The following is a 12,463-nucleotide window of genomic DNA, read 5'->3' on the forward strand; positions in this document are numbered from 1 at the left end:
AGCAGGGCACTCGGAAGGAGCCCGACATCACCAGCGAACTCCCGCGTCTCGCGGCGGTGACCCGGCCGCACCGGGGAGGTGGCCTGGCCGGCTCCCCTGTCGTGCCGTACCCGCACGGTGGCCTGGCGCGGCACGCCAACCTGCCGCCCGGCGAGCGGTTGCGGGTGCTGCTGGTGGAGGACGACGAGGGCGACGCCTTCCTGGTCGGTGAGCTGCTCGCCGAGACGAACTCGATGATCGACCTGGTGGTCGCCACCAGCCTCAGCGAGGCGCGGCAGCGGATCATCGGCGTCGACTGCGTCCTGCTCGACCTGGGCCTGCCCGACGCGCAGGGGCTGGACGGGCTGCGCCACGTGCTGGAGATGTCCAGTGGGGCCGCCGTCTGCGTGCTGACCGGCCGTACGGACGAGCACCTGGGCATCGTGGCGGTCGCCGAGGGCGCACAGGACTACCTGGTCAAGGGCCAGGTCGACGGGGTGCTGCTGACGCGGGCCCTGCGCTACGCGGTCGAGCGCAAGCGCGCCGACGTGAACGCCCGCCGGCTGCACGAGGTCGAGCTGCGTCAGGCCGAGTCGGCGCGACTCGAACGTGGTCTGCTGCCCCAGCCGCTGATGACGACTGACCAGGTGGCGGTGCACACCTTCTACCGGCCGGGTCGGCACGCCGCACTGATCGGCGGAGACTTCTTCGACGTGGTGCAGACCCGTCCGGACCGTCTCGACCTGATCGTCGGGGACGTCTGCGGGCACGGGGTGGACGAGGCCGCGCTCGGTGTGGAACTGCGGGTGGCCTGGCGGGCCCTGGTGCTCGCCGGGGTGCCGGACGACGAGGTGCTGCCCGCACTGGAACAGGTGCTGATGAGCGAGCGTCGCCTTCAGGAGATCTTCGCGACGGTGGCCACCGCCCGACTCGACCTGGACGCCAACCGGGCCACCGTCCGACTCGCCGGGCACCCACCGCCGCTGCTGCTCTCGGGTGGCCGGGTCGTCCCGGTGCCCGCGCCCGGCGGCCTGCTACTGGGCGTACGACCTCGCCGGCCGATCGCCTACGACCTGGAGTTCGACACTGATGACTGGTCCCTGTTGATGTACACCGACGGCCTGATCGAGGGGCGGGTGGGCGTCGGCAACGAGCGGCTCGACGTGCCGGGCCTGAGCGGGCTGCTCGACGAGCCGGCCAACCGGGAGGTGTCGCTTCCCGAGCTGCCGGCGTGGCTGGTGGGTCGGGCCGAGCAGATCAACGGTGGCCCGCTCGCCGACGATGTGGCGATGCTGCTGGTCAGCCGCGGTGGTGGCCGGTGAGGCCGGTGGTCGGCGGCTGGAGTCTGCGCCGCCGCGTCATCACGCTGCTCACCGTCGTGGGCGTGCTGCTGATCGGTCTGGCCGTCGCGGAGGCGGTCGTGGCCGCGCGCAACCGCACCCAGATCGACGCCATCCTCAACCAGACCGGGCCGCTGCGGGTGCAGTCGCAGGAGCTGCTCAACGCGGTGCTCGACCAGGAGACGGCGGTTCGCGGGTACGCGGTCAGCGGCGACCCGGACGACCTGGGTCCGTACGAGACGGGGCTCGACCAGGAGAAGGCCACCATCGCCGCGATGCGGGCCCTGCTCGACGACTATCCGCAGATCGGCCAGGAGCTGCGGACCGTCGAGGAGAGATCCGCGCAGTGGCGGCAGACCGTCGCCGAGCCGGTGATCACCACGACCGAGCAGGAGGGCACCCGCGCCGGCCAGGCGTTGGTCACCGAGCAGGCCCGGCAGCGGTTCGACCAGGTCCGCTCGGCCGTCGGTGACCTCCAGAAGGAGATCCTCGCCGCCCGGGAGCGGGCCGCCGCAGACGTCCGCAACAGCAGCAACGTGCTCGTCGTCCTGCTGATCGTCGCGGCCCTGGTGGTCGTCGTGGCCGGCGCGGTGCTGCTGCTCTCGCTGGACCGGATGGTGGTCCGGCCACTGACCGGGCTGGCCACCCAGGTCCGCGAGGTGGCCGAGGGCGACTACCAGCACCGCATCGCCACCGTCGGCCCACCGGAGTTCATCCGGCTCGGCTACGACGTGGACGCGATGCGCCAGAAGATCGCCTCCGACCTGGCCGAGGTGCGGGAGGCCCGCGAACGCATCGAGTGGGTCAACAGCCAGCTCCAGAAGCAGGCCGAGGAGCTGACCCGGTCCAACCGTGACCTGGAGCAGTTCGCGTACGTGGCGTCCCACGATCTGCAGGAGCCGTTGCGCAAGGTGGCCAGCTTCTGCCAGCTGCTCCAGCGCCGCTATGCCGGGCAGCTCGACGAGCGGGCCGACCAGTACATCGCCTTCGCGGTGGACGGCGCGCAGCGGATGCAGCGTCTGATCAACGACCTGCTCGCGTTCTCCCGGATCGGCCGGCTCACCACCGGTTTCGTCGACGTCGACCTCAACAAGGTGATGGGCGACGTGGCCGGCCAGACCGAGGCCGCCCGACAGTACGCCGACGCGGAGCTGACCTGGACCGAGCTGCCGGTGATCCGTGGCGAGGAGCCGCTGCTCACCAACCTGCTGGCCAACCTGGTCAGCAACTCGATCAAGTTCCGTCGTCCGGACGTGCCGCCCAAGGTGCACATCTCGGCGCGGCTGGTCGACGCCGAGTGGGAGATCAGCTGCCAGGACAACGGCATCGGCATCGAGCCGGAGTTCGCCGACAAGATCTTCGTGATCTTCCAGCGGCTGCACTCCAAGGACGCGTACCCGGGCACCGGCATCGGGTTGGCGATCGTCAAGAAGATCGTGGAATATCACGGCGGCCGGGTCTGGGTGGACACCGACGTACCGGAGGGCACCGCCATCCGGTTCACGCTCCCGGCGCGCCCGGAGGACGTGGAGGCGGCTGCCGCCACCGACCCCGCCGAGCAGCCGCAGGAGGCCACGGCGGGGGACACCACGCCGGCGGACGAGGCGTCGTCCGCGCTGCCGGAGGACCCTGCCGGGGCGGACCAGCCGGACCGGGCCGACGGGCCGCCGGAAAGCGGTAGAACGGGTGACATGAGGGAGACGGTGGGATGACCGCGCCGGCGGACGGCAAGAGCCCGATCGAGGTCCTGCTCGTCGAGGACGATCCGGGTGACGTGTTGATGACCCAGGAGGCGTTCGAGGAGCACAAGCTGCGCAACCGGCTGACCGTCGTCTCCGACGGGGCCGAGGCGCTGGCCTACCTGCGGCGGGAGGGCCAGTACGCGGACGCGTTGGCGCCCGACCTGATCCTGCTCGACCTCAACCTGCCCCGGCGGGACGGGCGGGAGGTGCTGGAGGAGATCAAGAACGACCCGGAGCTGCGCCGCATCCCGGTGGTCGTGCTCACCACCTCGCAGGCCGACGAGGACATCCTGCGCAGCTACCAGCTGCACGCCAACGCCTACGTGACCAAGCCGGTGGACTTCGAGCGCTTCATCTCGGTCGTCCGGCAGATCGACGAGTTCTTCGTCAGCGTGGTCAAGCTGCCGCCGCGTGGCTGACACCCTGCTCGACGACGTCGGCGACCTGCTCCGGGAGGCCGCCGACGAGGTCGTGCTGCCGCTGTTCCGCAAGCTCGACGACGACGACGTGTCGGAGAAGGCGCCGGGCGAGGTGGTGACCGTCGCCGACCGTCGCGCCGAGGAGCTGCTCTCCGCCGGGCTGCGCAAGCTCCGACCAGGTTCGCTGGTGGTGGGTGAGGAGGGCGTCGCCGACGACCCGACGCTGCTGACGCACCTGCGTGACAGCGGGGACGTGTGGCTGGTCGACCCGGTCGACGGCACCGCCAACTTCGCCGCCGGTCGCCGACCGTTCGCCCTGATGGTGGCGCTGCTGACCGACGGGCGGCCGAGGGCCGGCTGGATCCTCGATCCGCTGGCAAAGACGCTGGCCGCCGGTCGGGCCGACGAGGGCACCCTGCTCAACGGCCAGCCGGTCGGCAGCGCCGACGTCGTGCCGTCCCTGGGTGACATCCGCGGCGTGGCGATGACGCGTTTCCTGCCGCCGGAGGCCCGTGACCGGGTCCGTGCCGGTGGTCGCCGGCTCGGCGAACTGCTGCCCGGCCAGCACTGCGCCGGCCGGGAGTACCTGGACATCCTCACCGGTGAACAGCAGTTCGCCCTCTTCTGGCGCACCCTGCCGTGGGACCACGCGCCGGGCACCCTGCTGGTCCGCGCCGCGGGTGGTGTGGCCCGCCGCTTCGACGGCGTCGACTACGACCCAGCCGACGAGGGTCGCGGGCTGCTCGTCGCCGTCAACGAAGAGGTCTGGGCCGAGGTCCGCGAGGCGCTACTCAGCTCCTGAGCCGAGGGGCGGCGAGCCGGTTCCGCGGCTTCGCGACGCAGCGCGCTACGGCGGCAGCACGCTGCGTCGACACCGGCGCCGGTGAGCGCTCACGGGGCTGGTCACCGGCGCGCGTTCCGGTATCGTGACCGGCGGTCTCCGCCAGCAGGCCGCCGACCGGCGCCGGTGGGGACGCCGCCGCGCAGAGTTCACCGGGGGCCGGCGGTCGACGGAAGGACGCTTTCGTGCCCAGGACCAGGCTCAGTCAGCCGCGCGTTCGCCGCTTACTGCTCCCTCTGCTCGCCGCCGTCGCGCTGGTGCTCGCCGGCGGTGTGCCCGCGTCCGCCGAGCCCGGTGAGGGCGGCACCAAGAAGTTGCAGGACGCGCTGGAGCTGACCGCCAAGGGCCACATCGAGGCCAAGGCCAAGCTGGACAACTCCAAACGCCGGCAGACCGCGCTGACCGGCGAGCTGAAGACCGTCGAGGTTCGGCTCGTCGGGCTGACCGCGCAGGTCGGCGAGGTGGCCGCGCAGTCGTACCGGTCCGGCCGACTCACCCCGACGGCGATGCTGCTCAACACGGCGACGCCGCAGGCCTTCCTGCAACGAGCGGCGGACCTGGACCTGATGGCCCAGCGGGACAGCAAGCGGTTGCGCGATCTCACCGAGGCCCGGCAGCAGGCCCAGCAGGCCAAGATCGCCATCGACGCCGAGGTTCGTGAGCAGCAGAAGCAGCTCGCCGTCATGGCCAAGAAGAAGAAGGAGGCCGAGGCGGCACTCGCCGAGGTCAGCTCGGGTGGCAGCAGCGGCTTCAGCGGCGGTAACTCGTCCTCGGCGAAGCCGGCGCCCCGGAACTCCGACGGCTCCTGGCCCTCGGAGTCCTGCTCGGTGAAGGACCCCACCACCTCGGGGTGCATCACCCCGCGCACCCTGCACGCCCTGAAGGAGACCCAGGCGGCCGGCTACAAGCGGCACGTCTCCTGCAAGCGCAGCGGTGGCGGCGGCGAGCACCCGAAGGGTCGGGCCTGCGACTTCTCGGCTGCCACGAACGGCTTCGAGGACAAGAACGCGACCGGCGGCGACAAGGCGTACGGAGACAGCCTGGCCGCCTGGCACGTCCGCAACGCCGAACGCCTGGGTGTGCTCTACGTGATCTGGTACCGGCAGATCTGGCACCCGGGCACAGGATGGCGTGCCTACAGTGGCAGCGGCAGTCCCGCCGCCTCCCACACGAACCATGTTCATCTCTCGATGTACTGACCCGGAGCGCCAGCTTCGCTGCGTACCATCGCGACGATGAGTTCCTCAGCGTCCGACGTAGCGGCTCCTGCGGCCCCGCCCGTGCCGGTAACCGGCCGGGCGCTGCCGGGCGGCCTGGCCGCCTTCCTGGTCTTCTTCGCAAGCGGCGCCGTACTGGTGCTGGAGACGGTCGCGCTGCGCCTGGTCGGCCCGTACGTGGGGGTGACCCTCCAGGTGACCAGCTCGGTCATCGGCATCGCGCTCGCCGCGATCGCCTACGGGGCGTGGTCCGGCGGCTGGCTGGCCGACCGGCGTGACCCACGAGGTCTGCTGGCGCCCGCGCTGGTGCTGGCGGGGATCGCCACCGCAGTGACCCTGCCCGTGGTGCGCTACGCCGGCGAGGTGCTGCGCGGCGGGGCGGCCAGCGCCATCCTGCTGCTCGTCGCGCTCGCCGTGTTCGTGCCGGCGGCACTGTTGGCCGCGGTGACCCCGCTGGTGGTCAAGCTCCAACTCGCCGACCTGCGCCGGACCGGCCAGGTGGTCGGCCGGTTGTCCGGCATCGGCACCCTGGGCGGCATCACGGCCACCCTGCTCACCGGGTTCGTGCTGGTCGCCGCGCTGCCCAGCACGGTCATCCTGCTGGCACTCGCGATCTCGCTCGGGCTGGTCGGCATCGGCCTCGGCTGGTACCTGCGTCGCCAGGCGCGTACCGACCTGCCCGGCCCGGCCCGCACCCGGGCCGCGTTGGCCGTCCTCGGCCTGCTCGGTGCGGGACTGAGCGCCATCGCGCCGAACCCGTGCGACATCGAGACCGCGTACCACTGCGCCCGCGTCACCACTGATCCGAACCGGCCCAGCGGCCGGACGCTGCTGCTCAACTCGGCCCAGCACTCGTACGTGGACCTGGCCGACCCGAAGCACCTCGAGTACGCGTACACCAAGTGGATCGGCGCGGTCGCCGACGTGGCCGCGCCGGCCGGGCAGCGGTTGGACGCGCTGCACCTGGGCGGCGGCGGGTTCACCGTGCCGACGTACCTGACCGCGACCCGACCCGGCACCGACAACGTGGTGTTCGAGATCGACGGCGGGCTCGTCGAGCTGGGGGAACGGGAACTGGGCGTACACCCGGGGCCGGACCTGCGGGCGGTGGTGGGCGACGCCCGGATGCTGGTCGCCGGTGAGCCGACGGACAGCCGCGACCTGGTCGTCGGCGACGCGTTCGGCCACCTGGTGGTGCCCTGGCACCTGGCGACCCGGGAGATGGCCGCCGAGATCCGGCGGGTGACCCGCCCCGGCGGCGTGTACGTGCAGAACGTCATCGACTACCCGCCGCTGCGGTTCATCCGCGCCGAGCTGGCCACGGTCGCCGCCGAGTTCACACACGTCGCGTTGATCGCCCCGCCGGAGGCGCTCGCCGAGGAGCGGGGCAGCAACTTCCTCATCGTCGCTTCCGACGCGCCGTTGCCGCTGGCCGCCGTCCGCGCCCGCCTCGACGCGGTCGACGCGACCGTCAGCCTGCTCTCCGGGTCGGACCTCACGGACTTCGTCGGTACGGCGATGGTGTTGACCGACGACTACGCTCCCGTGGACCAACTGCTGGCGACCGCCTGATCGGGTGATTTTCCTGACCGATTCCGATCCTTCAGGTGTAACCCGGCAGGTCCTGGGCAACAACGGCCACCATGGGCGGTGGGGACCGGAACGGCGCGCAACTCCTCGATGAGCGGTACCGGCTCATCGAGCAGCTCGGCGCGGGCGGCATGTCGGTGGTCTGGCGCGGCTACGACGAGGTGCTGGGCCGCCAGGTAGCGGTGAAGGTGCTGGCGTCGCGGCTGGCCAGCGACCGGGCCTTCCGGCACCGGATCCGCGTCGAGGCGCAGGCCGCCGCGCGGCTCTGCCACCCCAACATCACCAACGTGTACGACTACGGCGAATCCCACCAGGTCGGCTTGACCGTGCCGTACGTGGTGATGGAGCTTGTCGACGGCGGTTCGCTGGCCGGCCGGCTCGGCCGGGAGATGCAGCTGCCGTGGCGTGAGGCGGTGACCATCGGCGCGGAGGTCAGCTCGGCGCTGGCCACCGCGCACGCTCGTGGTGTCGTGCACCGCGACGTCACCCCGGGCAACGTCATGCTCACCTCGACCGGCGTGAAGGTGGTCGACTTCGGTATCTCCGCGTTGGTGGGGGAGAGCGAGAAGGGGCCGGACGGCGCGTTGCTGGGCACGCCCGCGTACCTCGCGCCGGAGCGACTGGACAACGGCCAGGTCTCCCCGGCCACCGACGTGTACGCCGTGGGTCTGCTGCTCTACCGGATGCTCACCGGCCGGCTGCCGTGGGAGGCGAACACGACCACGCAGATGCTGCGTGCGCACATGTACAGCGACCCGGACCCGATGCCGCCGGTGCCCGGGCTGCCCGACGCGGTGACCGACCTGGTGCGGCGCTGCCTCGCGAAGCGTCCGGCCGACCGGCCGACCACCGCGGAGCTGGCCCGCACCCTCGCGGAGGCGGCCGGGATGCTGGCGGCGGTGCCGGTCTCACCGGCGGGCGGTCCGTTGGATCCCGACGCGCTGGCCAACGCCGGCACCACGATCCTGCCCTGGTCGGCGGAGACGGACGCCCTTCCGCTCTCGCGGACGCGGCGAGCCCGAGTCCGTCAGGTGAACCGGCGTCGGCGGGTCGAGGCCGGGGTGGCGGCCGTCGGGCTCATCGCGGTCACCGGCGCGATGTGGGGCTTCACCTCCCGCAGCCCCGCCAGCGGCGAGGACCGGCCCACCACCGAGGCGCGGATGGGCCTGCCCGAGACGACGCCCTGCGAGGTGGCATACGCACTGCGCACCGACTCCGGCAAGGACTTCACCGCCGAGCTGACCCTGACCAACACCGGTGAGCGCGAGTTGCGTGACTGGACGATGAACTTCACCTTCCCGGGTCAGCAGAAGGTGACGAAGGCCGAACCCGCCCCCGTCGAGCAGCAGGGTGGCGCGGTGCAGATCCGGCCCGCCGCGCAGCGGACGACCCTGGCGGCCGGCGCGACCGAGAAGCTCACCCTGGCCGGGACGTACACCGGGGCGAACCCGCTGCCGGTGGAGTTCCGGCTCGGCGACGCGACCTGCCGGGTACGCGTCTCCGGGGTGGCCGGGTCGGCCCCGTCCACCGCCCCGGCGGTCAAGGCCGCCCCGACGAAGGCCCCGCCCAAGAAGACGACGAAGACCACCACGAAGGTCGCCCCCAAGGCACCGGCCGCGCCGCAGGCACCCGAGAAGGAGCAGGCGAAGGCGCCAAAGCCGAACAACGGCAAGGGGCCGGGTGGTCCGGGAAAAGGGTGAAGCCTCCTGAGGCCCACGCCGGCCACCAGAAGTGAGGCGTCAGCGTCGCCCCGCGAACCGTTGCACCTGGTCGATCCCGCCCTCCACGACCAGCACCCCGCCGTCGACGAGCGCCGTGTCGTCCGAGGCGTACCGGAAGCGTTCGCCCGGCACCTTCGCGCCGATCACCCGGACGCCGTCGCGTTCGTCCGGGCGCAGGTCGAGCAGGGTACGACCGACCAGGGACGGCGGAACCCGGACGGTGGCGATCGCGAAGTCGTCGTCGAACTCGATGAAGTCGAGCAGTCGACTGACGATCAGATGCGCCACCCGGTCGCCGGTCTCCGCCTCCGGGAAGATCACGTGGTGTGCGCCCACCGACGACAGGATCTTGGCGTGCTTCTGTGACGTGGCGCGCGCCCAGATCTGCGGCAGACCCAGCTCGACCAGCGCCAGTACGGTGAGCACGCTCGCCTCCACCGACGCCCCGATGGCCACCACCGCCCGGCCGAAGCTCGCGACGCCCAGTTGCCGTAACGCCCCCTCCTCGGTCGCGTCGGCCTGGACCACCCGGTCCAGCTGGGCCGAGAAGCGCTGCACCTGATCCGGATTGCGATCGACGGCCAGCACCTCGCAATCCATCCGGGCCAGTGACCCGGCCAGGTGACACCCGAACCGACCCAGCCCGATCACCACGACGCCGCCGCCGTCCGCTCGTCTCGTCGACACCTCGATCCTCCTCGTCGCTAACCGACAATCGGCTGTTCCTGGGGATAGCGGTAGAGCCTGCGCCGGGTGTTCAGGGCGATCGCCGACCCGAGGGTCAGCGGCCCGACCCGGCCGATGAACATCAACACCGTCAGCACCACCTGACCACTGCTCGGAAGCTCGCCGGCCAGACCGATGGTCAGCCCGGTGGTGCTGAACGCGGACGTGACCTCGAACAGCACCGAGACGAACCGCACGCCCTCGGTGAGCAGCAGCACGAGCATCGTCCCGGCCGTGACCAACGCGACGCTCAGCAGAGCGACGGTGACGGCCTGCCGTTGGCTGGCCGTGGCCACCCGGCGTGGCCCGACCGTCACGTCGGGCTCCCCGCGCAGCTCCGCCCAGATGGTGAACGCCAGCAGGAAGAACGTGGACACCTTGATGCCGCCGGCCGTGCTCGCGCTCCCGCCACCGATGAACATCAACGCGATGAGCAGCGGGTAACTCTCCTCCTGGAGGTCGGCGATGTTCAGGACACTGAACCCGCCGGTCCGGCTCAACGCGATCTGCGTGAACGACGCGAGCGCCTTGCCCCCGGCGTCGTACGGGCCGATCGTGCTGGCGTTGGTCCACTCGGCGGCGAGCAGGCCGACGAAGCCGATCAGCAGCAGCGCCACGCTGCCCCAGATGGTCAACTTGGTGGCCACCGCCCACCCCGCCGGCCTGCGCCACTCGCGGACCGCCTCGAACAGGGCGGGAAACCCGAGACCGCCGACGATGGCGCCGAACGCCAGCGGCAGCGACACCCACGGGTCACGATCGAAGGCCAGCAGGCCGTCGGAGTAGAGCGCGAAGCCACCGTTGTTGAACGCCTGGATGGCGTGGAACACCCCCGACCAGAGAGCACGGCCCGGCGCGTAGTCGTACGCCCACCAGAGGCGACCGGCGACCAGCGCGGTCATCACCGCCTCACAGGCGAAGACGGTCACCGCGATCCGGCTCAGCAGCCGCGTCACATCTCCGACGCCGAACTCCGCCGTCTCGGCCTGCACCAGCAGCCGGTTGCGCAGGCCGAGCTGACGCGAGACCACGAGGATGACCAGCGCCGCGACGGTGAGGATGCCGAGACCGCCGAGCTGGGTGAGCAGGGTGATCACCACCAGGCCCCCGCTGGACCAGTAGTTGGGGGTGTCGGTGACCGCCATTCCGGTGACGGACACCGCCGAGGTCGCGGTGAACAGCGCCGTGACCAGGGGCGGTCGCTGGTGCTGGACGGTCGACCAGCGCGCCATCAGCAGCGCGGTACCGAGCAGGATCGGCACCAGGAACCCCAGCGGCACCAGCCGCACGGGGTTGCGGAGTAACCGGCGCACCAGACAATCTTCCTTTTCCGGGTGCCCCGTGGAGGGGGAACGCCCATTCCGGAGATTCACCTGCCGGTCAGTCCTCGACCAACTCCCCGTCAACCACAGCCGGTCTGCTGTCTGCGACACCCCTCGATGACAGGAGACGGCGTTGCGACGTACCCTCTCGACCCTCGGCGTGGCCGGCGTGCTGCTCGCCGCCGCCGCCGTGGCCGTGCCCACCCTGGCCGCCGCCGGCCCCTCGGCCGACGCGGACCACACCCGGGCCACCGACCGGCCGATCGTCATCGGCCACCGTGGCGCCAGCGGATACCGGCCGGAGCACACCCTGGAGGCGTACCGGCTGGCGATCCGGATGGGCGCCGACTACATCGAGCCGGACCTGGTGTCCACCTCCGACGGCGTGCTCGTCGCCCGGCACGAGAACGAGATCTCCGGCACCACCGACGTGTCGACCCACCCGGAGTTCGCAGCCCGCAAGGCGACCAAGGCCATCGACGGTGCCGCCGTGACCGGCTGGTTCACCGAGGACTTCACCCTCGCCGAACTGAAGACGCTGCGGGCCAAGGAGCGGCTGCCGCAGGTCCGCGTGGCGAACACCGCCTTCGACGGCCGCTTCGAGGTGCCCACCCTCCAGGAGGTCATCGACCTCGCCCGGACCGAGGGGCGGGCACGGGGCCGCACCATCGGCATCTACCCGGAGACCAAGCACCCGAGCTACTTCACGTCGATCGGCAAGCCGCTGGAGGAGCCGCTGCTCGCGGTGCTGCGGCACAACAAGCTGGACCGGAAGAACTCGCCCGTCTTCATCCAGTCGTTCGAGACGGCCAACCTGCGCCGACTGAGCCGACTGACCGAGGTGAAGTTGATCCAGCTCCTCGACGCCACCGGCCGCCCGTACGACTTCACCGCTACCGGTGACACCCGCACCTACCAGGACCTCGCCACGGCCGCCGGCCTCAGGTGGATCGCCGCGTACGCAGACGGCATCGGCGCGAACAAGAACCTGATCGTGCCCCGCGACGCCGCCGGCAAGCTGCTCGCCCCGACGAACGTGGTGCGTGACGCGCACCGCGAGCGGCTGCTCGTGCACTCCTGGACGTTCCGCGCGGAGAACCAGTTCCTCCCCACGGACTTCCGGATCGGCACCGACCCGAACGCACGCGGCGACATCACGGCCGAGTACGAACTCTTCTTCGGCCTCGGTCTCGACGGCGTCTTCAGCGACCACCCGGACACGGCAGTCGCCGCCCGCGCGGGCCTCTGACTCCGCGCTCGCCCCTGACCCCGCGCTCGCCCCTGACTCCGCGCTCGCCCCTGACCCCGCGCTCGCCCCTGACCCCGCCTCTGACCCACCGCGAGCCTCGGCCCGGAGCCGACCCGCTCCGAGCCGATCACCGGGCCGATCACGCCCGGCCCACACGCTGGCCCGCCGTCCGCCACCTCGGACGCCGGGCCAGCGGCGTCTCCAACGAGGCCCGCAGCGCAAGATCGTGCTCGATCCAGGATGTAGTGGCCTCGTTGTAGGAGGAGGCCACTACATCCAGGACAACGCCGTTGTGTTAGGGCTGTGGCCGGGAGTCA

At 71.5% G+C, this 12,463-nt stretch carries 10 protein-coding genes; 8 read left to right on the top strand and 2 right to left on the bottom strand.

Annotation, left to right across the window (positions count from 1 at the left end; genetic code table 11):
• Positions 1-56 precede the first annotated feature (56 nt).
• The 7 genes from ACGFH9_RS05985 (at position 57) to ACGFH9_RS06015 (ending at position 8,828) form a co-directional block, all read left to right on the top strand.
• Complete coding sequence (locus tag ACGFH9_RS05985; RefSeq protein ID WP_393215936.1) at positions 57-1,301, top strand: PP2C family protein-serine/threonine phosphatase; 1,245 nt, start codon at positions 57-59, stop codon at positions 1,299-1,301.
• Positions 1,298-3,031, top strand: coding sequence for an ATP-binding protein (locus tag ACGFH9_RS05990; protein ID WP_393215939.1), 1,734 nt, complete (start codon positions 1,298-1,300; stop codon positions 3,029-3,031). The genes ACGFH9_RS05985 and ACGFH9_RS05990 overlap by 4 nt, the downstream gene beginning before the upstream one ends.
• Positions 3,028-3,480 carry a response regulator gene (locus tag ACGFH9_RS05995; protein WP_355245095.1) on the top strand — a complete coding sequence of 151 codons (453 nt, stop codon included), beginning with the start codon at positions 3,028-3,030 and terminating at the stop codon, positions 3,478-3,480. The genes ACGFH9_RS05990 and ACGFH9_RS05995 overlap by 4 nt, the downstream gene beginning before the upstream one ends.
• Positions 3,473-4,282 (top strand): inositol monophosphatase family protein, encoded by an 810-nt coding sequence (locus ACGFH9_RS06000; protein ID WP_393215942.1) that lies wholly within the window; start codon positions 3,473-3,475, stop codon positions 4,280-4,282. Before ACGFH9_RS05995 ends, ACGFH9_RS06000 begins: the two co-directional genes overlap by 8 nt.
• Positions 4,283-4,506: 224 nt before the next feature.
• Positions 4,507-5,520: a hypothetical protein gene (locus ACGFH9_RS06005; RefSeq protein WP_355245101.1), complete on the top strand. Its 1,014-nt coding sequence runs from the start codon at positions 4,507-4,509 to the stop codon at positions 5,518-5,520.
• 36 nt (positions 5,521-5,556) lie between these two features.
• The gene (locus ACGFH9_RS06010) at positions 5,557-7,110 is read left to right on the top strand and encodes a fused MFS/spermidine synthase (protein ID WP_393215945.1); all 1,554 of its coding nucleotides are present in this window, start codon (positions 5,557-5,559) and stop codon (positions 7,108-7,110) included.
• Positions 7,111-7,181: 71 nt separating this feature from the next.
• The gene (locus ACGFH9_RS06015) at positions 7,182-8,828 is read left to right on the top strand and encodes a protein kinase (RefSeq protein WP_393215948.1); all 1,647 of its coding nucleotides are present in this window, start codon (positions 7,182-7,184) and stop codon (positions 8,826-8,828) included.
• 39 nt (positions 8,829-8,867) lie between these two features.
• On the opposite strand, the gene ACGFH9_RS06020 is transcribed toward ACGFH9_RS06015, so the two are convergent.
• Positions 8,868-9,536 (bottom strand): potassium channel family protein, encoded by a 669-nt coding sequence (locus ACGFH9_RS06020; protein ID WP_393215951.1) that lies wholly within the window; start codon positions 9,534-9,536, stop codon positions 8,868-8,870.
• Positions 9,537-9,553: 17 nt separating this feature from the next.
• A complete protein-coding gene (locus tag ACGFH9_RS06025) occupies positions 9,554-10,888 on the bottom strand; it encodes a TrkH family potassium uptake protein (RefSeq protein ID WP_393215953.1) in 1,335 nt (444 codons plus the stop codon).
• Between the two features lie 142 nt (positions 10,889-11,030).
• On the opposite strand from ACGFH9_RS06025, the gene ACGFH9_RS06030 reads away from it, so the two are divergent.
• Entirely contained in the window at positions 11,031-12,146 is a 1,116-nt protein-coding gene (locus ACGFH9_RS06030) for a glycerophosphodiester phosphodiesterase (RefSeq protein ID WP_393215956.1), read from the top strand.
• Positions 12,147-12,463: the final 317 nt, after the last annotated feature.

This window comes from Micromonospora sp. NPDC049102 (genome assembly GCF_043197485.1).
Taxonomy (GTDB): Bacteria; Actinomycetota; Actinomycetes; order Mycobacteriales; family Micromonosporaceae; genus Micromonospora.

What these genes read in the sequence shown, in the direction of transcription:
- ACGFH9_RS05995 (WP_355245095.1), top strand. Translation starts at nt 3,028, where the DNA reads ATGACCGCGCCGGCGGACGGCAAGAGCCCGATCGAGGTCCTGCTCGTC.
- ACGFH9_RS06010 (WP_393215945.1), top strand. Translation starts at nt 5,557, where the DNA reads ATGAGTTCCTCAGCGTCCGACGTAGCGGCTCCTGCGGCCCCGCCCGTG.
- ACGFH9_RS06015 (WP_393215948.1), top strand. Translation starts at nt 7,182, where the DNA reads ATGGGCGGTGGGGACCGGAACGGCGCGCAACTCCTCGATGAGCGGTAC.